Source organism: Flavobacterium azooxidireducens (assembly GCF_023195775.1).
Taxonomy (GTDB): domain Bacteria; phylum Bacteroidota; class Bacteroidia; order Flavobacteriales; family Flavobacteriaceae; genus Flavobacterium; species Flavobacterium azooxidireducens.
In genome coordinates this window covers 3,407,999-3,427,517 of sequence record NZ_CP096205.1, presented here as the reverse complement: position 1 = coordinate 3,427,517, position 19,519 = coordinate 3,407,999, and the positions used below count along the sequence as shown (strand labels likewise).

Here is a 19,519-nt window from a genome sequence, read left to right as displayed (position 1 = left end):
TATTTTTACAAATCTAATTTAGTTACAAAAAAAATGAAACTTTCACTTGTCTTCGCTTCCAACAATCCAAACAAAATCAAAGAAATTCAATTATTACTTCCAAAAGAAATCACGATTTTAAGCTTAGAAGAAATTGGTTGTTTGGAAGATATTCCAGAAACAGCATCAACCATTGAAGGAAATGCTATCCTAAAAGCAAATTATGTAACCGAAAAATATGGTTATTCCTGCTTTGCAGATGATACAGGTTTGGAAGTAGCAGCATTAAACGGCGAACCCGGAGTTTATTCAGCACGTTATGCCGGCGAACAAAAAAATGCTGATGATAATATGACTAAGTTACTCATCAATTTAGCTGAAAAAGAAAACAAAAATGCTCAATTTAAAACAGTGATTTGCTTGAATCTGAATGGTAATCAGCACTTATTCGAAGGAATTATCAAAGGCAATATCATCAACGAAAAAAGAGGCTCAGAAGGATTTGGCTACGACCCGATTTTTATTCCAAACGGCTATTCTAAAACTTTCGCAGAGATGCCAATTACCGAAAAATCCAAAATTAGTCATCGTGGTTTGGCGGTTGAAAAACTGGTTGCGTTTTTAAGTGAATAATTTACATTTCAAACTCATTTTTCATCATATCTTCCATCTTCCCTCTTCCATCTTCCCTCCCATCAACTCCAACTATTTAAAAATCAATCACTAACATCATTAGCTTTTGTAATTTTAAAACCGTACCTTTGCACCCAATTTAAAATATTTTATGAGTAAATTTGAACAATTAGGATTGAGTGAGTCGCTACAACGTGCGATTATCGATCTAGGATTTGAAAATCCGACCGAAGTACAGGAAAAAGCGATTCCCCTCTTATTGGAACAAGAAACAGATTTAGTTGCGTTGGCTCAAACTGGGACAGGGAAAACGGCAGCATTTGGTTTCCCGCTAATCCAAAAAATTGATGCGAACAATAGAAATACGCAAGCTTTAATTTTATCACCAACCCGCGAACTTTGTTTGCAGATTACGAACGAAATTAAGTTGTACTCCAAGTACGAAAAAGGACTGAATGTAGTAGCTGTTTATGGTGGTGCTAGCATCTCCGAACAAGCCAGAGAAGTAAAACGTGGTGCACAAATTATTGTGGCAACTCCCGGAAGAATGCAAGATATGATTAACAGAGGGTTGGTAAACATCACTCAAATTAATTACTGTATTCTTGACGAAGCAGATGAAATGTTGAATATGGGATTCTACGAAGACATCGTAAGTATTCTTTCAACAACTCCTGACGAAAAAAATACGTGGTTATTCTCGGCTACAATGCCGGTTGAAGTTTCTCGTATCGCCAAAAAATTTATGCACGATCCGGTAGAAATTACCGTGGGTACAAAAAATTCAGGTTCTGCTACAGTTTCACACGAATTTTATTTAGTGAATGCTCGTGATCGTTATGAAGCGTTAAAACGTTTAGCCGATGCAAATCCGGATATCTTTTCGGTTGTATTTTGTAGAACCAAAAGAGATACACAAGCTGTTGCCGAAAAACTAATCGAAGACGGATATAACGCTGCTGCTTTGCACGGCGATTTATCGCAAGCTCAACGTGATGGTGTAATGAAATCGTTCCGTGGTCGTCAAATTCAAATGTTGGTTGCAACCGATGTTGCAGCTCGTGGAATTGACGTTGATAACATCACTCACGTGGTAAACTATCAATTGCCGGACGAAATTGAAACCTATAATCACCGTTCAGGTCGTACAGGTCGTGCCGGAAAATTAGGGACTTCGATCGTAATTGTAACCAAAAGTGAATTGCGTAAAATTTCGTCAATTGAAAGAATCATCAAACAAAAATTTGAAGAAAAAACAATTCCTTCCGGAATCGAAATCTGCGAAATCCAATTATTACACTTAGCCACTAAAATTAAAGATACCGAAGTAGATCACGAAATTGACAACTACCTTCCGGCAATCAACGAAGTATTAGAAGGGTTGAGTAAAGAAGAATTAATTAAGAAAATGGTTTCAGTTGAATTTAACCGTTTCATCAATTACTATAAAAAGAACAGAGATTTATCATCACAAGCATCCGGTTCAGACCGTCGTGAAGAAAGAGCACCAAGAGAAAATACCAGCGGAGCAACTCGTTACTTCGTAAACATCGGATCTAGAGACAATTTTGATTGGATGCAATTAAAAGATTTCTTGCGTGACACATTAGAATTAGGTCGCGAAGATGTTTATAAAGTTGATGTAAAAGAAGGTTTTTCATTCTTTAACACAGACGAAGAACATACCGACAAAGTAATGGGAATTCTTAACGGAATGGAAATCGAAGGTCGCAGAATCAACGTAGAAATTTCTAAAAATGATGGTGGCGGAAGACGTGACCACAACGGAAGAAGTTCTGGCGGTGGCGGCGGATTCAGAGGCGAAAGAAGCTCTGGACCACGCAGCGGTGGTTTCGGACCAAGAAAAGAAGGTGGCGGAGCTCCAAGATCAGACAGACGTGAAGGCGGATTCAGACCAAGAACAGAAAGCGGATCTTCAGACAGACCAAGAAGAACAGAAGGCGACAGACCTGCAAGCCGTTCTTTTGAAGCTGCAAAAACCAGAAGACCAAGAAGAAGCTAACATCATTTGTTAATTTTCTTATAATTATACAGAAACTACAAAATATATTCTTGTGATTTAGTACTTTTAAACCGTTAAATCATTATATGAAATATTTTGTAGTTTTTTTATTGCTTATCACTTTTCAACTAACCGCTCAAGAAACAGAACGAACCGAAAAAGTAACCGGAACTGTGCTTAACGATAGTGATTCTAAACCACTATCAAACGTGAATATCATCAACATGAATTCTGTTCGCGGTAGCATCTCAAACAACGAAGGCGTTTTTGAAATCAGCGTACAAGTCAACGATACACTACACATTTCGTTAATCGGATTTCAATCCATTCGTGTTCGTGTAACAAACGACTGGATAAAATCAAAAAACACACAAATAAAACTAACCGAAAAAGCAATCGCCTTAGAAGAAGTAGTTTTAACACCTTATAATTTAACCGGTTATCTTCAAATAGATGCAAAACATATTCCTGTAAACAACAATCAACGTTACGGAATTTCAGGTCTAAACTATGGTTACGAAGCCGGACAATACTCGCCAAACGCATTCAATCGCGTGCTTGGCTCGATTTTCAATCCAACCGATATGCTTTATAATTTCTTTGGAAACAAGCCCCGCGAACTCCGCAAGCTAAAAGAAATGAAGAAAGATGATACGGTAAGAAACCTATTAGAATCCAAATTCGATCGCGAAACCATCGCCATTATGCTTGGCATCGACAAAAAAGAAATCCCCGAGATTTTAGAACGCTGTAATTACTCCGAATCCTTCATCAAAACCGCCAACGATTTGCAGGTTTTAGATGCAATTAATGATTGCTACGAAGAATACAAAATCCTGAAAAGAAAGTAGTTTTCCGTTATCTGTTCTCCGACAACAGACAACAGACAACTGTAAGAAGCGAATGGTTCGGGCATTTCCAGCCATCCATTTTCCCGCTATCCGCTCTATCTTTTGTTCCGTAAACTCCACAAAAGGATGCCGCTTCAACCTGCCTGCCGGCAGGCAGGTCGGGGCTAAAAAGAAACTATTGGAATACTTGGAAAGAGAAATGTAAAAAATATTATTTTTATATAACAAGAAAAGAGCACGTTTACAAAATTTAAACCAACTTCCTAAAATAATCCTTCAACAACTTATCATTTTTATATGTTAGTATAAAAATTTAGGATTTTAGTTAATTCTTTTCTACAAAAATAATAAAGTAATATATCGAAGTTAGTCCTTTGAAACAATTCCAATCTAAAAAATAGTTTCTCAAGAGGATTAAGATTTCAGAAATCCTCAATCCTAATAAATTTAGTATTTTAGCATTTTCAAAGCCGTAAACACCACATCTTAAAAATAAAAAATATGAGTTTTATATTTGGTTGGTATAGTTTTAAATTAAAATCCTACACTGCAGAAGATTTAGCGATAACCGATTTAGATTGGGGCGATACAAAATTTGAAGTTCGCCAAAATGTATTTCACTTATTTTGGCTTCCGTTTTTTAGTCTTGGTAAGGTCTATGCTATTCGAAAAGAAGGCAAATTGTATGATCCTTCGCCAGCTATAGTAATGATTATGAAGGCAAAAGAACAAATTAAAACGCCTTGGTATGCCTATTTAATTCCTATTTTACTTGTAGTTGTTCCGATTGTTGTGGGAATATATATTTTTATTGCAGAAGCAATCATGCGGCATAATTCATTTAACCGAAACAAAGAGCAATATGAAATTTCAATGCTTTCTTTGCAAAAAGAAATGACAAAACTAACGCCAAATCATTATCTCAAAATTACAAATCCGGCTCTGTTTGGACGATATGGAAGAGATGGAAATTTTTTTTTAAAAGTAATTGATGTGAACGATACGCTTTATCGATTTCATCTGATTGATACAAAAAACATCGAAGACATACCTTACCCTTTTAAACTATATAGATTGTTTGAAAAAAATAAATCTAAACTTGACACGATACGTTTAACAAAAAATCAATTGCAAAAAGCTATTTGTTTAGATTATGCCCTTCTAGACAAACGAAAACCTTGTGGTTTCCCTTTATTGGGTGATGAAACACCATATGTTATTTTAAAAGTTGAAAATCTAGACGGACCAGTAATAGATGGTAGGATTAACTATGATTTTTGGGAAACAGACAGAAAACAACAATTTACCTATCAAGAACGGTTTACAGGATTTCAAAAAGATCGTTCTTGGGCAATTTCAATGGAACTTCAAAATTTGGGATCTTCAGTTGATTTGATTGAAATTAAAAATGAAGAAGGTCAAATCAAGTGGATTGACAGCCTACCTATAAACTTCAGTTACCAATACTTAGGATACAAAGCAATTACCGGAGCTACAACAATAGAACCAAAGGATTTAAAATTTAAAGCACGCTTGATCTTTCAGGATTCTTTGAGCCGAAAACATGAATATATTCTTGCGGGAGAAAAATCTTATTTTTCTATAACAAGAAAAGAGTAGGTTTACAAAATTTAAACTAACTTCCTAAAATAATCCTTCAACAACTTATCATTTTCATACGTTGGAGTAAAAATTTCCAAAATTTGAGGTACTTCTGTTTCAGCAAAAAATGCCTTTAACTCCTTCTCCAACGTTTCTATCGTACTTGCTTTTCGATAACCAAACTGATACATCGTAGCCAATTGTTCCGCCGTTAAACAATGAGCTGTTTCAAAGTATGTGTGAAACGTTTCATTTTCTTCATGACCGGGCAAAATGCGAAAAATACCTCCTCCTCCATTATTAATGATAATAATTTTAAATTTTTTTGGGATATAATTATTCCACAACCCATTACTGTCATAAAAAAAACTCACATCACCTGTTATTAGCAAAGTATCTTTTTCAGAAGCTATTGCTGCACCAATGGCGGTTGATGTGCTTCCATCAATTCCACTCGTTCCTCGATTGCAAAAAACCTCCACCGACTGCGGTAAATCAAACAATTGCATGTAGCGAATAGACGAACTGTTTCCCACTTGCAAATGAAGATTATGCGGCAGTTGATTAATAATTTGTTCAAAGGCTTTAAAATCGCAGAACGGAAGATTTGCCATATAAGTTGTATGTTTTTCTTTTCGTAATGCTTTAATTCGCAAACCTAAATCGCTATAATTACTCTGAATATACTTTGTATAAGGTAAAAACTGATTAAAAAAATCATTCGGATTGACTTCAAAATGATAAGTCAAACTTCCAAACGTATTATATGCTCTGTGTCTGTCTACATGCCAATGATGAGTTGGCTGATAATTTCGTAAAAATGATTTAATGCGTTTCGACACAATCATTCCTCCAAAAGTGAGTACAACTTCAGGTTGGAAATCTTCAAAATCTTCTATTGAAAAAGGCGTAATTATAGCATCTATGTTATTTAAAAACGATTCATGATACAAATTAGAAGTTGTCTCAGTCATCACTAAAACCGAAGGATCATTGGCAAAATGAGAGATTATTGAACTTTCAATTTCATTTGGATTAAGAGTTCCTACTAAAATTAGTTTCTTCCGAGCCGTATTCCAGATATTTGTCGAGGCAATGATATCTTCAAATGGAATAGTTTTATACACTTTGCCAAACGTAGAAATCATAGTATCAACCGTTGGAACTGTAATAGTTTCATATAATGGTTCTTCAAACGGTGCATTAATATGAGTAGGTCCCGATTTTGAAAAGGCTTTATTAAACGCTTCGTTAATTAATAAGTCATTTTCTTCTGAAGCCTCCTCTGATAAATTAGCATTAAAATGCGTATGATTTGCCAGTACATTTTCCTGACGAATAGTTTGTCCGTCTCCAATATCAACCATCGATTGTGGTCTGTCAGCAGAAATAACTACCAACGGAATCATACTGTAAAAAGCTTCAGCTACAGCCGGATAAAAATTCAATACAGCCGACCCTGATGTGCAAACAACTACCACCGGTTTGCCAATTTGTTGAGCAATTCCCATTGCAAAAAAAGCGGCACAACGTTCATCTGCAATACTGTAGCAAGTGAAATACGGATTAGCAGTAAAACCGATAGTTAACGGTGCATTTCGCGAACCCGGAGCAATAACAATGTGTTGAATTCCTTTGGCGTGACAAATTTCGATGATGCTTTGGGCTAACGCTATTTTGGGATAAATCATTTCTTTTTGATGAAAATTAATTGCCGCAAAATACACAATGCAACAACAACAAATTTATAATTTAAACATCAAAAAAAGGAGGTTACAACAACTAAAGTTTTGTTATATTTGAACAACTTTTCAACAACATGACAATAGAAATCAGACCATATTCCGAAATAGATGTGCCAAGTATTTTGAACATTATTAATGATAATATTTTACATTCTTCCTCTTTATATGATTATGAACCAAGAAGTTTAGCCAAACAAAGTGAATTATTGATTGATAAAACAAATAAAAACTTTCCTGTAATTGTAGCACAAATGGATGGAAAAATTGCCGGATTTGGAATGTATGGCGAATTTCGCTTTCGCGATGCGTATCGGTTTACAGTAGAACATTCCGTTTATGTTTCCAATGATTTTAAAGGAAAAGGTGTAGGCGGAAAATTGCTTCAAACATTAATCGAATTAGCAAAAGAACAAGGTTTACATACGATGATTGGTGTGATTGATGCAGAAAACACAGAAAGTATTCTCTTTCACGAAAAATATGGATTTAAAAATGTAGGTATAATAAAAGAATCCGGTTTTAAATTTAATCGTTGGTTGGACTCTGTTTTTATGCAAAAAATGTTGTAGAACTATTTTTTTTTAAAACACTATTTTTTCAACTCCAAAAAAACTTTTCCTAGATAATGAATAATATCCGAAGCAATAAAACCTTCATAACCCATATCATTCATGGCTATATCAGCCGTTCGCCCATGAAAGTAAACTCCTAAAAGTGCTGCATCCACAGCTGAATAACCTTGAGCTCGAAAACTCGTAATCATTCCTGATAAAACATCTCCACTCCCACCCGTGGCTAACGCTTGATTTCCGGAAGAATTGACATACACATTTTTATCATCTATAATTAAGGTAAAAGCACCTTTGATTAAAACGATCAAATGATAGGTTTTAGCAAACGTTTTTACTTTTTCAATTTTTTCAAAATCGTCTTCCCAAGTTCCAATTAATCGTTCTAACTCTTTTGGATGTGGTGTTAAAATTGAGTTTTTAGGCAATAAATTTAGCCATTCCGGATTTTCAGAAAGAATATTCAACGCATCCGCATCAATTACTAACGGAATGGAATTATTTTTTAAAAAGTGATGAAAAGCTTGAGTTGTTTCCTCATCTTGACCAATTCCCATCCCAATTCCTATTGCTTTGGGTTGAAAATTAAATTCAATGTTGGTTATTTTATGATAATTTTCATCGGTCATAACCATGGCTTCCGGAGTTGCGGTTTGCATAATTTCATAGCCGCATTTTGGTATATAAACCGTTGCTAATCCACAACCGGAACGCAAAGCTGCTTGTGAGGCCAATACCATCGCTCCTATTTTCCCAAAACAACCACCAATCAACAAAACATGACCTTGCGTTCCTTTATGTGAAAATTTTGAAATGGGTTTGTAACGCTTTTTTATCTTATTCAAATCCGTGTAATAATAATTGGTTGGAATGGATTCAATGGATTTTTCATCTAAATCAATCTGTAACAATTCAATGTCATTAATAAAATTCTCATTATCAGGAAGATAAAATGCCAATTTGGGTAATTGAAATGTTAGAACCACATCCGAATGAATGGCAATCGTTGTTTTTTTATCTAAAAATAATCCCGAAGGAACATCAATTGAAACTTTAAAAGATTTGTGATAATTTATTTTTTGAATGAGTTTTTGAATCCAATCCGCTAATTCTCTAGTTAATCCAATTCCGAAAATAGCATCAATAATAATATGATTTTCAGCAATATCAGGAAATTCCGTTGCTTCACTAATCACGTCATAACCCAGATTGCATTCCTTTAAACGGCCAAGATTAGCATTAAAATCGGCTGAAAAATTTTCATTAAACGGAACAACATATACATGAGCATCAAAGTAATTTTGCTTCAACATTCGAGCAATTACCAATCCGTCTCCACCATTATTTCCTACTCCACAAAAAATGTGATAAACGGTTTTTTTATCATGAAAATGATTTACCAACCACAAAAAAGCTTGCAGAGCTGCTCTTTCCATCAATTCTAAAGAAGTGATTTGTTGCTTTTGAATTGTTAATTTGTCAAGTTCCTTGATTTTTTCTGCATTAAATATTTTCATCCGTATCAGATTTGAAAATTTATTGAAATATTCGCAAAAAGTTTAAATTTACTTTTTTCTTTAGGTAAATTTATTACATTTGTTTCAGATGAAATCACAAAAGAACATATTTTATTCAAATCCATCCTTCAGTTCGTTGAACGGATTTTCTTTTGGCACATCTTCTACAACTACAACCCCATTCGGGGTATAATTTTCACATATCATCCGCATCTATGCTTATTCGAAAGAATAATATAAAATCTATGTTTTCCAGTAAAAAATAATCAAATGAAGGTATTAAAATTCGGCGGAACTTCGGTTGCCAATGCTCAAAATATAAAGTTAGTCCTCGAAATTGTTGAACAAAAATCAAAAGAAGATAAGTTAATAGTAGCAGTTTCAGCCTTCAGTGGCGTTACGGATTTGCTTATATCGGCGGCTTCAAAAGCAGCTTCAAAAGATGATTCTTATCGTGATGTCGTTTTACAAATTGAGAAAAAACACCTCGAAGCCATTAAAGAATTGGTTCCGGCAAACGAACAAACGGCTTTGTTACATTATTGTAAAAAGAACATCTCCTATTTAGAAACCTTGTTGGATGGTTGCTATTTATTGGGTGAATTGACCGCTCGTACTTCAGATATGATTGTGAGTTTTGGTGAACTATTATCATCTTACATCATTGCTGAAGCGATGAAACAAAAGGTAGCAAATAGTAGTTTTAAAGACAGTCGCGAACTCATCAAAACAGATACAAATTTTGGTAAAGCTGAAGTATATTTTGAATTAACAAACAAAAATATTCAAAATTATTTTTCAGAAGATTCTACACAAGTGACTGTCATTCCTGGTTTTATTGCCTCGTCATCAAATAAAAACACAACAACTTTAGGTCGTGGTGGTTCCGATTATACAGCAGCAATTTTAGCAGCAGCCTTGAACGTAACAGAATTGGAAATTTGGACCGATGTGAACGGAATGTTTACCGCCAATCCTAAAATTGTAAAACAAGCTCAACCCATTGAAAAAATCACGTATGAAGAAGCTATGGAATTGTCTCATTTTGGAGCAAAAGTGCTTTATCCGCCTACAATTCAGCCGGTTTTGAGTAAAAATATTCCAATTTGGATAAAAAATACGTTTGAACCGGAAGCTTTTGGAACCTATATTTCATCTGAATCCAATCCAAACGGAAATCCCATTAAAGGAATTTCGCATATCGACAAAATCAGTTTGATAACGTTAGAAGGTTCAGGAATGGTGGGTGTTGCCGGAGTTTCCAAACGTTTGTTTGAAGTATTGTCAAATCATTCCATCAATGTTATTTTTATCACACAAGCTTCTTCAGAACATTCCATTTGCATTGGAATTTTGAATGCGGATGCAGATTTGGCAAAAACAGCGATTGATAAAATCTTTGAATTAGAAAATTCACAACAAAAAATCAATCCGTGTGTGGTTGAAAAAGATTTGTGTATCGTGGCTTTGGTAGGCGAACAAATGAAAAATCACCAAGGAATTAGTGGGAAAATGTTTAGTACATTAGGCAAGAATAACGTAAATATTCGTGCGATTGCCCAAGGTGCTTCAGAGCGAAATATTTCTGTGGTAATCAATGAAAATGATGTAAAAAAAGCATTGAATACATTACACGAACGCTTTTTTGAAGAGCAAACAAAGCAGCTGAATTTATTTGTGATGGGCGTTGGAAATGTAGGCGAAAAATTCATCGAACAAATTCACCAACAAAAGAAATTCTTAAAAGAAAATTTAAAAATAAATCTGCGGGTTATTGCACTTTCCAATTCCAGAAAAATGGTTTTTGATGAAGAAGGAATTTCATTAAAAGATTGGAAAACTGATTTGGATAATGGTGAAAAAACTTCAAAAGCTGATTTTATTGAAAAAACAAAAGCCCTCAATCTTCGCAACAGCATTTTTGTTGATATTACGGCGAATACTGAAGTTTCGAAAACCTACGAACATTATCTTCGAAAAAATATTGCGGTGGTAACGTGCAACAAAATAGCTTGTTCATCTGAGTATGATAATTATTTGAATTTGAAACGCTTATCGCGAAAATACAATGCTCCTTTTTTGTTTGAAACGAATGTTGGAGCTGGTTTGCCAATTATTGATACGTTGAAACATTTAATTGCATCTGGAGATCGAATTCATAAAATTCAAGCCGTTTTATCAGGAAGTTTGAACTTTATTTTTAATAATTTTAGCGAAACCTATACTTTTCACGACGTAGTGAAAGAGGCCGGCGTGCAAGGATTCACCGAACCTGATCCAAAAATCGATTTAAGTGGTGTTGATGTGGCTCGAAAAATTCTGATTCTTATTCGCGAAAGCGGTTATCAAATGGAAATGGAAGACATTGAAAATATTTCGTTTTTACCAAAAGAATGTATGGAAACCAAAACCAATGAAGACTTTTTCAAATCCTTAATCAAACACTCGAGTCATTTTGAGAATTTATTAAAAGAAGCGAAAGAAAAAGATTGTCGTTTGAAATTTGTTGCTAAATTCGATAACGGAAAAGCCAGTGTTGGTTTACAATTTATTCCAAAGGAAAGTCCGTTTTACAATTTGGAAGGAAAAGACAATATAGTTGAATTTTTCACCGATCGATATGTAGATCAACCGCTGATAATCAAAGGAGCCGGTGCCGGTGCTGCTGTGACTGCTTCGGGTATTTTTGCGGATGTGATTCGGATTGGAAATGTATAGAATTGTTTAAAATAGTTTAAATGGTTTAAATGTTTAAAAGTTGTTGGTATCTACTAACTCAACCAATTTAAACAAACTTAAACCATCTAAACTATTTTAAACAAACTTAAACCCTAACTAAAATGAACCAAATAAAAATATTCTGCCCTGCCACCGTAGCCAACTTATCCTGTGGATTTGATGTGTTAGGATTGTGTTTAGAAGGCATTGGCGATGAAATGATTATTCGCAAAAGCGATGAAAAAGGAATCCGAATTACAAAAATAACCGGAGCCGATTTGCCTTTGGAAACAAATAAAAATGTAGCGGGTGTTGCCGGATTGGCAATGTTAAACCACTTGGATTTAGAATTTGGATTTGAGATTGAAATCCACAAAAAAATTAAAGCCGGAAGTGGAATTGGAAGCAGTGCGGCAAGTGCAGCAGGAGTTGTAGTTGGAATTAATGAGTTATTAGGAAACCCTTTGCATCGAAAAGATTTAATTCCGTTTGCAATGGAAGGTGAATTTTTGGCCAGTGGAAGTTATCACGCCGATAATGTGGCTCCTGCAATTTTGGGCAGATTTACGTTAGTTCGTGGTTATGATCCGTTGGAAGTTATTAAAATTAATAGTCCGAATGATTTGTATGTAACAATTATTCATCCGCATATTGAAGTAAAAACTTCGGAAGCAAGGAAAGTTTTACCTAAAGAAATTCCGCTAAAAACAGCCATTACACAATGGGGAAATTTAGGTGGTTTCATCAGTGGATTATATACCGAAAATTATGCTTTAATGGGTCGTTGTTTGCAAGATGTTGTAGCTGAACCTTATCGAAAAAACTTAATTCCCGAATTTGATAATGTCAAAAAAGTTGCTTTAGAAAATGGTGCGTTAGGTTGCGGAATTTCCGGTTCAGGACCATCAATTTATGCATTGAGTAAAGGAATTCAAACAGCTGAAAATGTGGGCGATAAAATTAAAGAAGTCTATTCAAAAACCGGAATTGAATATGCTATTTATGTTTCGAAGGTTTGTGATTTTGGGGTGAGAGTGATTTAAAAAACTACTTATTTATTAATTTCTTTAAATTTAAAAACTAAAGCTTCAACTTCCTTTTTATCAACTTTAAACAGTGGAATTTCAATCGTTGAATTCTTTGATTTAATAATTAATTTATCTTTTTCCTTATACTTACTAAAAATTCCTAAATCAAAAATAAAATCAATTACTAAACTAAAAATTGATATAATCCAATTGGTTTTACCTTTAACTAAATTAACCGAAATAATAGAATTGTATTTGAAATCACCACTATTTGAAGGATTATCATCATCAATCAAATGAAAATCACTATCATTAAATGTAAATAATAATTTCGGTTTCTTTCTTAATTCGTAAATTGTTGTCGCCATCAATTAATCCTCTTCCCTATTCTGAAACTTCGCTCGTTTACTTCCTTCATAAATATCATATTTCAACAATCTTGCTTCTAATTTTCCATTGAATAATTTGATTTTTCGGGAAGGTTTTAATCCCACAAACTTCAACGCTTCTAAATTGGCCGTGATAAACCAAGCTTGCGTGTTGGGATAACTTTGTTTGAACGTGTCGCCGATTTCTCTATAAAATCGTTCCATATCAATATCTAAACGTTCACCATACGGCGGATTGAAAACCATATGAAGCGGACCTTCCGTCTGTTTTTCTGTTTCAAAAAAGTCTTTCTGTTCTATCGTAACATAATCATCCAAATTGGCATTTTGAATATTGTCTTGTGCTTTTCGAACGGCACTTGGAGCCTTATCAAAACCTTTAATCGTATAATGAAATTCACGTGTTTTCTTCATCAAACTATCGATAATTTGGTCGAATAAATCATTATCCCAATCATTCCATTTTTCAAAAGCGAATTCTTTTCGATTGATGTTTGCAGGAATGTTGCAAGCAATCATTGCTGCTTCTGCTAAAATAGTTCCGCTTCCGCACATTGGATCGAGAAAATGAGAAGTTCCATCCCACCCGGAAAGAATCAACATTCCGGCTGCTAAAACTTCATTTATTGGAGCAATATTCGTAGCCGAACGATAACCTCTTTGGTGTAATGATTCACCGGAAGTATCCAATGAAACCGTACATTGATCACGATCTAAGTGAATATGAATTCGCAAATCGGGAAAATCTTTATCAATACTCGGACGAACACCGGTTTTTTCACGAAATTGATCCACAATCGCATCTTTCGTTTTTAAAGCTACAAATTGTGAATTGTTAAACGCTTCAGAATACAATGTGACATCAACCACAAAAGTCTGCTTTTCATTCATAAACTGACTCCAATCTATGCTGTAAATACCATCATATAAACTCTTATCATTAAACACTTTAAACCATTTAATTGGCTTCAAAATTTTAAGAGCTGTTCGCAACGATAAATTGGCTTTGTACATAAAACCTTTGTCGCCGGAAAAAGTGACAACTCGTGTCCCGGTTTGCACATCTTGTCCGCCTAATTGCTGAACTTCTTTGGCTAAAATATCTTCAAAACCAAAAAAGGTTTTGGCTACCATCTTAAAATTCTTCTCCATAACTGTTTAAATCTGTAAAACTTGGCAAAAATACACTAAATTTGCACGTTCTTAAAGCATCTATCCAATTAATGTCAGAATCTAAAATTCCTTCAACCCGCAACTCGCAACTCGCCACAGAAAACTGGTACGCCTCTTGGTTTGACACTCCGTATTATCATATTCTTTACAAAGACAGAGATTATGAAGAAGCACAGGCGTTTATGGATAATTTAACCGAATATTTGAATTTACCCGAAGAAGCCAAGATTTTAGATTTAGCTTGTGGAAAAGGTCGTCATTCTATCTACTTGAATCAATTGGGTTATGATGTAACAGGAGCCGATTTATCTGAAAACAGCATAAATGCAGCTTCAAAATCATCGAATGAAAAACTGCATTTTGTGGTTCATGACATGAGAATTTCATTTGAAGAAAAGTTTGATGCCATTTTCAATTTATTCACCAGTTTTGGTTATTTTGAAGATGATGCAGATAATTTAACAACGCTAAAGGCCATTCGCGAAAGCTTAACAGAATACGGATTTGCAGTCATTGATTTTATGAATGTGGATTTTGTTTTGGAGAATTTAAATCCTGCTGAAACAAAAACAGTGGATGGAATTGATTTTCATATTAAACGATATGAAAAAGACAATCATATTTATAAAGAAATTTCGTTTTCTGATAAAGGAAAGGCGTTTCATTTTACCGAAAAAGTACAAGCTCTCCGATTAACTGATTTTGAAAAGATGATGGAAGAAGCCGGAATTTATTTATTGGATGTTTTTGGGGATTATAAACTCCGAAAATTCTACAAATCACAATCTGAACGTTTAATTTTGATATTCAAATAATGCAATACATCATCACTTTTGCAGCCGTAATTTTAGGTTTTTTAATTGCTTTATTTTTAAAACCTCAAAAGAAAAAAAACATTAAATTATTACTGGCTTTTAGTGGAGCTTTTTTACTTTCACTAACGGTTTTGCATTTGCTTCCTGAATTATTTCACGAAGGTCATCACCATGTTCACGAAGGCGAACACGAACATCACACACTACCGGTTGGGGTTTTTATTATGATTGGAATTTTGTTCCAAATTATCCTCGAATTTTTCTCGAAAGGTGCCGAACACGGTCACGTTCACGTGCATACCGATGAAAACAATGAAGTACATCAAATTCCGTGGTTATTGTTTATCAGTTTGTGTATTCACGCGTTGTTAGAAGGATTTCCGATTCACGAAAATACCAATTTGGCTTACGGAATTGCGGTGCACCACTTCCCTATTGCGATTATTCTAACGCTGTTTTTTGTGAATGCAAAGATGAATAAAATGATGGTTTTTGCTTTTATGTTTTCGTTTGCTTTGATGACGCCAATCGGGACGTTATTAGCGGAACAATTGCATTTTGCACAACATTATTCCAAAGAAATTTCAGCCATTGTAGTTGGTATTTTATTTCATATTTCTTCTACTATTATTTTTGAAAGTAATGAAGGTCACAAATTCAATTTAGCGAAAATAACAATGATTGTATTGGGATTTTTATTGGCTTATGTGATGGAAATGGGGCATTCGCATTAAGGTTTTCTGTTGTCGGTTGTCAGTTTTCTGATTTGGGATGACGTTATATTTCATCATTATCATCAAAAAAACTCAGATTCTCAGCTTCTCAGCAACTCAGCAACTTTTTTTGCGTCTTTGCGACTTTGCGAGAATCTTAATTTGACTTATCTTTGAGTGAAAATTAAAAGTATGTCTTTTACCAAAACTACCGAACAATCCTCTAACTACGAACATCTGGAAAAGATGTCGGTTTCCGAATTACTACAAAACATCAATAACGAAGATAAAACCGTTCCATTAGCGGTTGAAAAAGCGTTGCCACAAATTGAAAAATCCGTTCAAAAAGTGGTTAGCCAATTAAAAAATGGCGGACGTCTTTTTTATATCGGAGCAGGAACATCAGGAAGATTAGGTGTTGTGGATGCTTCGGAATGTCCGCCAACCTTCGGAGTTCCATTTGATTTGGTGGTGGGAATTATTGCCGGTGGCGACAAAGCCATTCGCAAAGCGGTAGAATTTGCCGAAGATGATACTGAACAAGCTTGGAAAGATTTATCGGAATTCAACATCAGTCAAAATGATTTCGTCATTGGAATAGCTGCTTCGGGAACTACGCCTTATGTGATTGGTGGTTTGGAAAAATGCAATCAAAATAACATTCCAACGGGTTGTATTACTTGCAACGAAGGTAGTCCGCTCTCACAAGTTTCACAATTTCCGATTGAAGTGGTAGTTGGTCCCGAATTCGTAACCGGAAGTTCACGAATGAAAGCCGGAACCGCTCAAAAGTTGGTTTTGAATATGATTTCTACCGCTACGATGATTCAGCTTGGAAAAGTGAAAGGTAACAAAATGGTAGATATGCAATTGAGCAACAACAAATTGGTTGACCGTGGCATTCGAATGATTATGAGCGAAATTCCGGTGAGTTATGAAGAAGCTGGAATTTTGTTGGAGAAGTTTGGAAGTGTGCGGAAAGCAGTGGAGAGTTATCTGTCGCAGTAAACAGTCACTCCAGATAGCTATTGGGATTCAGTAAGATTTTAAGAAAATGAAACGCAGAGAAAGTAAAAATAATTTTATTTATTTTGGAATTGCCATTGTTGCAATTACATTCTTGTTTGTTTTATTTTCTTATGAAAAACCATCAAGATTTTGCAAAAATGAACTTTTTATAATTTCCACTGATAGCTTACTAAAATTTAATCTTAAACTAAATCAACTGAAAGATAGTTTAGCAAAAGATGTAGAGCATTTTTTTTATGATTCTGATATTTGTGATAAAAATATCAATTTTGGATTGATATTAAGTAATAAAGAAGTTGTGAATGTTTCTGTTTTCAAAGAATGTGATTTAAATCTTCTGATGAGTAATCGCAACAGATTTTCAATACTTTTAAATCATAAAGGGCAATTATTATTAGATGAAGATATGACTACAATAGATTCTATTCCTAATAAAATTTTAAAACAGTTTATAAATGATTACTCTGGATATGAAAAACATTATTCTCCGTATCAAAATTTACATAATCAATCCTTCTTTGTTAATTGGAGACTATTAACACCAAAAGATTCTATTGAAAAAGTTCTTTTAAAAACACAAGAAGGGTTTGTCAAAATATATGACGAATTAGCAAATAAGCGATATAGTAAAAATTTATGCGAGTTAAATGAAAAAGAATTGTTTGAACTAAAAAATGGTTTTGACTGCCATTTAGTTTTAGATTTTTTTCCACTACCACCTCCTCCTCCACCTCCAACAATAATTAAATAAAAATTTATGGACAACAAAGAACTTCTCTTTAAAGGAATAAAATATGCCGTCGGTTCCATTCCATTAATGTTTTTGGGACCAATCCTCATTCATAACGCCTTTATGAATAAGCATACCAACTGGCATTATGTTGTATTAGGAATCGGAATTTTTATTTGTATTACCGCCGTATCGTTGATGTTCAAAGGAATAAAAATTATGATGAAAAGTTTATTTGATGGAAACGAAAACTAATTACCTCGAAAGTGTCAAAAAACAATTTCTCTACTATAAAACGTTGGGAGAAAAAGCAATGGAACAACTTGAACCTGAGCAACTTTTTATTTCTGTGAATGAAGACACAAATTCTATTGCAATTATTGTGAATCATATGGTGGGAAATATGCTTTCGCGATGGACCGATTTTCTAACCACCGACGGAGAAAAAGAATCGCGAAATCGTGATGCTGAATTTGAAGAAATTCTCACAACCAAACCTGAACTTATAGCTCATTGGGAAAAAGGTTGGCAATGTTTATTTGATGCGTTAAATGGTTTACAACCGGAACAACTAGACGAAATCATCTATATTCGAAACGAAGGTCATACCGTTATAGAAGCCATAAATCGTCAATTGGCTCATTATCCTTACCATATTGGGCAAATCGTTTTTTATGCCAAAATGTTGAAAAAAACCGAATGGCAAAGTTTATCCATTCCTAAAAATAAATCGAAGAATTATAATGCAGATAAATTTTCTAAAGAAAAAAGCATTAAGAATTTTACGGATGATGAATTAAAAAAATTACAATGAAAAAATTACAATGAAAAAATTACTTCCAATCTTATCTTTACTATTCATTTCCTGTTACCAACAAGAAAGAAATTGCACCGATTTCAAAACCGGAAAATTTCAATTTGAACAAGAAATTGATGGCAAAAAAGAAATTTCAATTTTTGAACGAAATGATACGTTACAAATAGAGACCTTCCGAGGAAAAACAGATTCTTCCTCCGTTCGATGGTTAAATGATTGCGAATTTGTGTTGCAGAAGCTTCATCCAAAAGGAATGAAAGAAAAAAAAGCAATACACATGAAAATTTTAACAACAAACGAAAAAAACTATACATTTGAATATTCTTTTGTAGGCGAATCGGCTAAACAAAAAGGTGTTGTAACAAAAGTGAATTAATTGCGTATAAGTATCATTAATCAAACTAAACTGTATGGAAGTATTTGCTAATCCAGATGCGTGGATTGCCCTTTTAACACTGACATTCCTTGAGATTATTCTCGGAATCGATAACATTATTTTCATCTCGATTGTAACAGGAAAACTGCCTGAAGAAAAACGAAAAAAAGCCACAAGAATAGGTTTGTTTTTAGCCATGTTTATGCGAATTGCGATGCTCTTTGGTATTTCGATTTTAATTGCCATGAAAGCTCCTTGGTTTTCTGTCGATTGGGGTTGGTTTAGCGGAGGTTTTACCGGACAAGCAGTAGTGTTATTTTTAGGCGGACTGTTTCTGATTTATAAAAGTACCAAAGAAATTCACGAAAAAGTAGATCATAAAGGAGTTGAAGAAAAAGAATTAAAAACTTCTGCTGCCAAATCGTTTGGAAATGTAATTTTTCAAATTCTTTTGATTGACTTAATTTTTTCTGTCGATAGTATTTTAACCGCTGTTGGAATGACCAACGGTGTGGAAGGTGCTTTATATATCATGGTAACGGCTGTTGTTATTTCAGTTGGTGTGATGATGCTTTTTGCGGTTCCGGTTGGTAATTTCGTTAACGCAAATCCATCCATTCAAATCCTTGGTTTGGCGTTCTTAATCTTAATCGGATTTATGTTGATTACAGAAAGCATGCACTTATCCGAAGCTTCTTTGTTAGGTCAACACGTTGGAGCAGTTCCAAAAGGGTATCTCTATTTTGCTATTGCTTTTTCACTAGCTGTGGAATTTATTAATATGAAAATGCGGAAGAAAAGCGGGCAATAAC

The 19,519-nt window shown here is 34.3% G+C and carries 19 protein-coding genes; 15 read left to right on the top strand and 4 right to left on the bottom strand.

Features of this window, described 5'->3' with window-relative positions; translation table 11 throughout:
• Nucleotides 1-33 precede the first annotated feature (33 nt).
• The 4 genes from M0M57_RS14845 (at nt 34) to M0M57_RS14830 (ending at nt 5,106) form a co-directional block, all read left to right on the top strand.
• On the top strand, nt 34-612 hold the full coding sequence (locus M0M57_RS14845; protein WP_248433856.1) for a non-canonical purine NTP diphosphatase: 579 nt from the start codon (nt 34-36) through the stop codon (nt 610-612).
• Between the two features lie 151 nt (nt 613-763).
• Nucleotides 764-2,635, top strand: coding sequence for a DEAD/DEAH box helicase (locus M0M57_RS14840; protein WP_248433855.1), 1,872 nt, complete (start codon nt 764-766; stop codon nt 2,633-2,635).
• A gap of 86 nt (nt 2,636-2,721) precedes the next feature.
• Nucleotides 2,722-3,486, top strand: coding sequence for a carboxypeptidase-like regulatory domain-containing protein (locus tag M0M57_RS14835; RefSeq protein ID WP_248433854.1), 765 nt, complete (start codon nt 2,722-2,724; stop codon nt 3,484-3,486).
• A 501-nt stretch (nt 3,487-3,987) separates the two neighbouring features.
• Nucleotides 3,988-5,106, top strand: a complete 1,119-nt coding sequence (locus tag M0M57_RS14830) for a hypothetical protein (RefSeq protein ID WP_248433852.1) — start codon at nt 3,988-3,990, stop codon at nt 5,104-5,106.
• 11 nt (nt 5,107-5,117) lie between these two features.
• Here the strand turns inward: M0M57_RS14830 and menD are convergent, their stop codons facing one another.
• Entirely contained in the window at nt 5,118-6,779 is a 1,662-nt protein-coding gene (gene menD, locus M0M57_RS14825) for a 2-succinyl-5-enolpyruvyl-6-hydroxy-3-cyclohexene-1-carboxylic-acid synthase (RefSeq protein WP_248433850.1), read from the bottom strand.
• A gap of 128 nt (nt 6,780-6,907) precedes the next feature.
• Between menD and M0M57_RS14820 the strand changes: the two genes are divergently transcribed.
• Nucleotides 6,908-7,402 carry a GNAT family N-acetyltransferase gene (locus tag M0M57_RS14820; RefSeq protein ID WP_248433848.1) on the top strand — a complete coding sequence of 165 codons (495 nt, stop codon included), beginning with the start codon at nt 6,908-6,910 and terminating at the stop codon, nt 7,400-7,402.
• A 20-nt stretch (nt 7,403-7,422) separates the two neighbouring features.
• Here M0M57_RS14820 and M0M57_RS14815 read toward each other — a convergent pair whose 3' ends face one another.
• A complete protein-coding gene (locus M0M57_RS14815; protein WP_248433847.1) occupies nt 7,423-8,919 on the bottom strand; it encodes an NAD(P)H-hydrate dehydratase in 1,497 nt (498 codons plus the stop codon).
• Between the two features lie 270 nt (nt 8,920-9,189).
• Here M0M57_RS14815 and thrA point away from each other — a divergent pair, with 270 nt between their 5' ends.
• On the top strand, nt 9,190-11,637 hold the full coding sequence (gene thrA / locus M0M57_RS14810) for a bifunctional aspartate kinase/homoserine dehydrogenase I (protein WP_248433845.1): 2,448 nt from the start codon (nt 9,190-9,192) through the stop codon (nt 11,635-11,637).
• 122 nt (nt 11,638-11,759) lie between these two features.
• Nucleotides 11,760-12,680 carry a homoserine kinase gene (locus M0M57_RS14805; protein WP_248433844.1) on the top strand — a complete coding sequence of 307 codons (921 nt, stop codon included), beginning with the start codon at nt 11,760-11,762 and terminating at the stop codon, nt 12,678-12,680.
• A gap of 8 nt (nt 12,681-12,688) precedes the next feature.
• Here the strand turns inward: M0M57_RS14805 and M0M57_RS14800 are convergent, their stop codons facing one another.
• Together M0M57_RS14800 and M0M57_RS14795 are read right to left on the bottom strand one after the other, a co-directional pair.
• Nucleotides 12,689-13,033, bottom strand: a complete 345-nt coding sequence (locus tag M0M57_RS14800) for a hypothetical protein (protein WP_248433842.1) — start codon at nt 13,031-13,033, stop codon at nt 12,689-12,691.
• Nucleotides 13,034-13,036: 3 nt separating this feature from the next.
• Nucleotides 13,037-14,206, bottom strand: a complete 1,170-nt coding sequence (locus tag M0M57_RS14795; protein ID WP_248433840.1) for a THUMP domain-containing class I SAM-dependent RNA methyltransferase — start codon at nt 14,204-14,206, stop codon at nt 13,037-13,039.
• A gap of 71 nt (nt 14,207-14,277) precedes the next feature.
• Between M0M57_RS14795 and M0M57_RS14790 the strand changes: the two genes are divergently transcribed.
• From M0M57_RS14790 to M0M57_RS14755, 8 genes are all read left to right on the top strand, one after another.
• Nucleotides 14,278-15,042, top strand: a complete 765-nt coding sequence (locus M0M57_RS14790; protein WP_248433839.1) for a class I SAM-dependent methyltransferase — start codon at nt 14,278-14,280, stop codon at nt 15,040-15,042.
• Complete coding sequence (locus M0M57_RS14785; protein ID WP_248433838.1) at nt 15,042-15,776, top strand: ZIP family metal transporter; 735 nt, start codon at nt 15,042-15,044, stop codon at nt 15,774-15,776. Before M0M57_RS14790 ends, M0M57_RS14785 begins: the two co-directional genes overlap by 1 nt.
• 171 nt (nt 15,777-15,947) lie before the next feature.
• Nucleotides 15,948-16,763: an N-acetylmuramic acid 6-phosphate etherase gene (gene murQ / locus M0M57_RS14780; protein WP_248433837.1), complete on the top strand. Its 816-nt coding sequence runs from the start codon at nt 15,948-15,950 to the stop codon at nt 16,761-16,763.
• A gap of 46 nt (nt 16,764-16,809) precedes the next feature.
• Nucleotides 16,810-17,535, top strand: a complete 726-nt coding sequence (locus M0M57_RS14775) for a hypothetical protein (RefSeq protein WP_248433836.1) — start codon at nt 16,810-16,812, stop codon at nt 17,533-17,535.
• A 6-nt stretch (nt 17,536-17,541) separates the two neighbouring features.
• On the top strand, nt 17,542-17,769 hold the full coding sequence (locus M0M57_RS14770) for a DUF6095 family protein (protein WP_248433835.1): 228 nt from the start codon (nt 17,542-17,544) through the stop codon (nt 17,767-17,769).
• Complete coding sequence (locus tag M0M57_RS14765) at nt 17,753-18,328, top strand: DUF1572 domain-containing protein (RefSeq protein WP_248433834.1); 576 nt, start codon at nt 17,753-17,755, stop codon at nt 18,326-18,328. The genes M0M57_RS14770 and M0M57_RS14765 overlap by 17 nt, the downstream gene beginning before the upstream one ends.
• A gap of 10 nt (nt 18,329-18,338) precedes the next feature.
• Nucleotides 18,339-18,707: a DNA topoisomerase IV gene (locus tag M0M57_RS14760; RefSeq protein ID WP_248433833.1), complete on the top strand. Its 369-nt coding sequence runs from the start codon at nt 18,339-18,341 to the stop codon at nt 18,705-18,707.
• A 34-nt stretch (nt 18,708-18,741) separates the two neighbouring features.
• A complete protein-coding gene (locus M0M57_RS14755) occupies nt 18,742-19,518 on the top strand; it encodes a TerC family protein (protein ID WP_248433832.1) in 777 nt (258 codons plus the stop codon).
• Nucleotide 19,519 lies beyond the last annotated feature (1 nt).

Bases quoted from the DNA above. Each gene is read 5' to 3' on its own strand.
- M0M57_RS14785 (WP_248433838.1), top strand. From the start codon at position 15,042: ATGCAATACATCATCACTTTTGCAGCCGTAATTTTAGGTTTTTTAATT.
- M0M57_RS14840 (WP_248433855.1), top strand. From the start codon at position 764: ATGAGTAAATTTGAACAATTAGGATTGAGTGAGTCGCTACAACGTGCG.
- M0M57_RS14755 (WP_248433832.1), top strand. From the start codon at position 18,742: ATGGAAGTATTTGCTAATCCAGATGCGTGGATTGCCCTTTTAACACTG.
- M0M57_RS14820 (WP_248433848.1), top strand. From the start codon at position 6,908: ATGACAATAGAAATCAGACCATATTCCGAAATAGATGTGCCAAGTATT.
- M0M57_RS14835 (WP_248433854.1), top strand. From the start codon at position 2,722: ATGAAATATTTTGTAGTTTTTTTATTGCTTATCACTTTTCAACTAACC.
- menD (WP_248433850.1), bottom strand. From the start codon at position 6,779: ATGATTTATCCCAAAATAGCGTTAGCCCAAAGCATCATCGAAATTTGT.
- M0M57_RS14770 (WP_248433835.1), top strand. From the start codon at position 17,542: ATGGACAACAAAGAACTTCTCTTTAAAGGAATAAAATATGCCGTCGGT.
- M0M57_RS14830 (WP_248433852.1), top strand. From the start codon at position 3,988: ATGAGTTTTATATTTGGTTGGTATAGTTTTAAATTAAAATCCTACACT.
- M0M57_RS14760 (WP_248433833.1), top strand. From the start codon at position 18,339: ATGAAAAAATTACTTCCAATCTTATCTTTACTATTCATTTCCTGTTAC.
- murQ (WP_248433837.1), top strand. From the start codon at position 15,948: ATGTCTTTTACCAAAACTACCGAACAATCCTCTAACTACGAACATCTG.
- M0M57_RS14845 (WP_248433856.1), top strand. From the start codon at position 34: ATGAAACTTTCACTTGTCTTCGCTTCCAACAATCCAAACAAAATCAAA.
- M0M57_RS14775 (WP_248433836.1), top strand. From the start codon at position 16,810: ATGAAACGCAGAGAAAGTAAAAATAATTTTATTTATTTTGGAATTGCC.
- M0M57_RS14765 (WP_248433834.1), top strand. From the start codon at position 17,753: ATGGAAACGAAAACTAATTACCTCGAAAGTGTCAAAAAACAATTTCTC.
- thrA (WP_248433845.1), top strand. From the start codon at position 9,190: ATGAAGGTATTAAAATTCGGCGGAACTTCGGTTGCCAATGCTCAAAAT.
- M0M57_RS14805 (WP_248433844.1), top strand. From the start codon at position 11,760: ATGAACCAAATAAAAATATTCTGCCCTGCCACCGTAGCCAACTTATCC.
- M0M57_RS14795 (WP_248433840.1), bottom strand. From the start codon at position 14,206: ATGGAGAAGAATTTTAAGATGGTAGCCAAAACCTTTTTTGGTTTTGAA.
- M0M57_RS14815 (WP_248433847.1), bottom strand. From the start codon at position 8,919: ATGAAAATATTTAATGCAGAAAAAATCAAGGAACTTGACAAATTAACA.
- M0M57_RS14800 (WP_248433842.1), bottom strand. From the start codon at position 13,033: ATGGCGACAACAATTTACGAATTAAGAAAGAAACCGAAATTATTATTT.
- M0M57_RS14790 (WP_248433839.1), top strand. From the start codon at position 14,278: ATGTCAGAATCTAAAATTCCTTCAACCCGCAACTCGCAACTCGCCACA.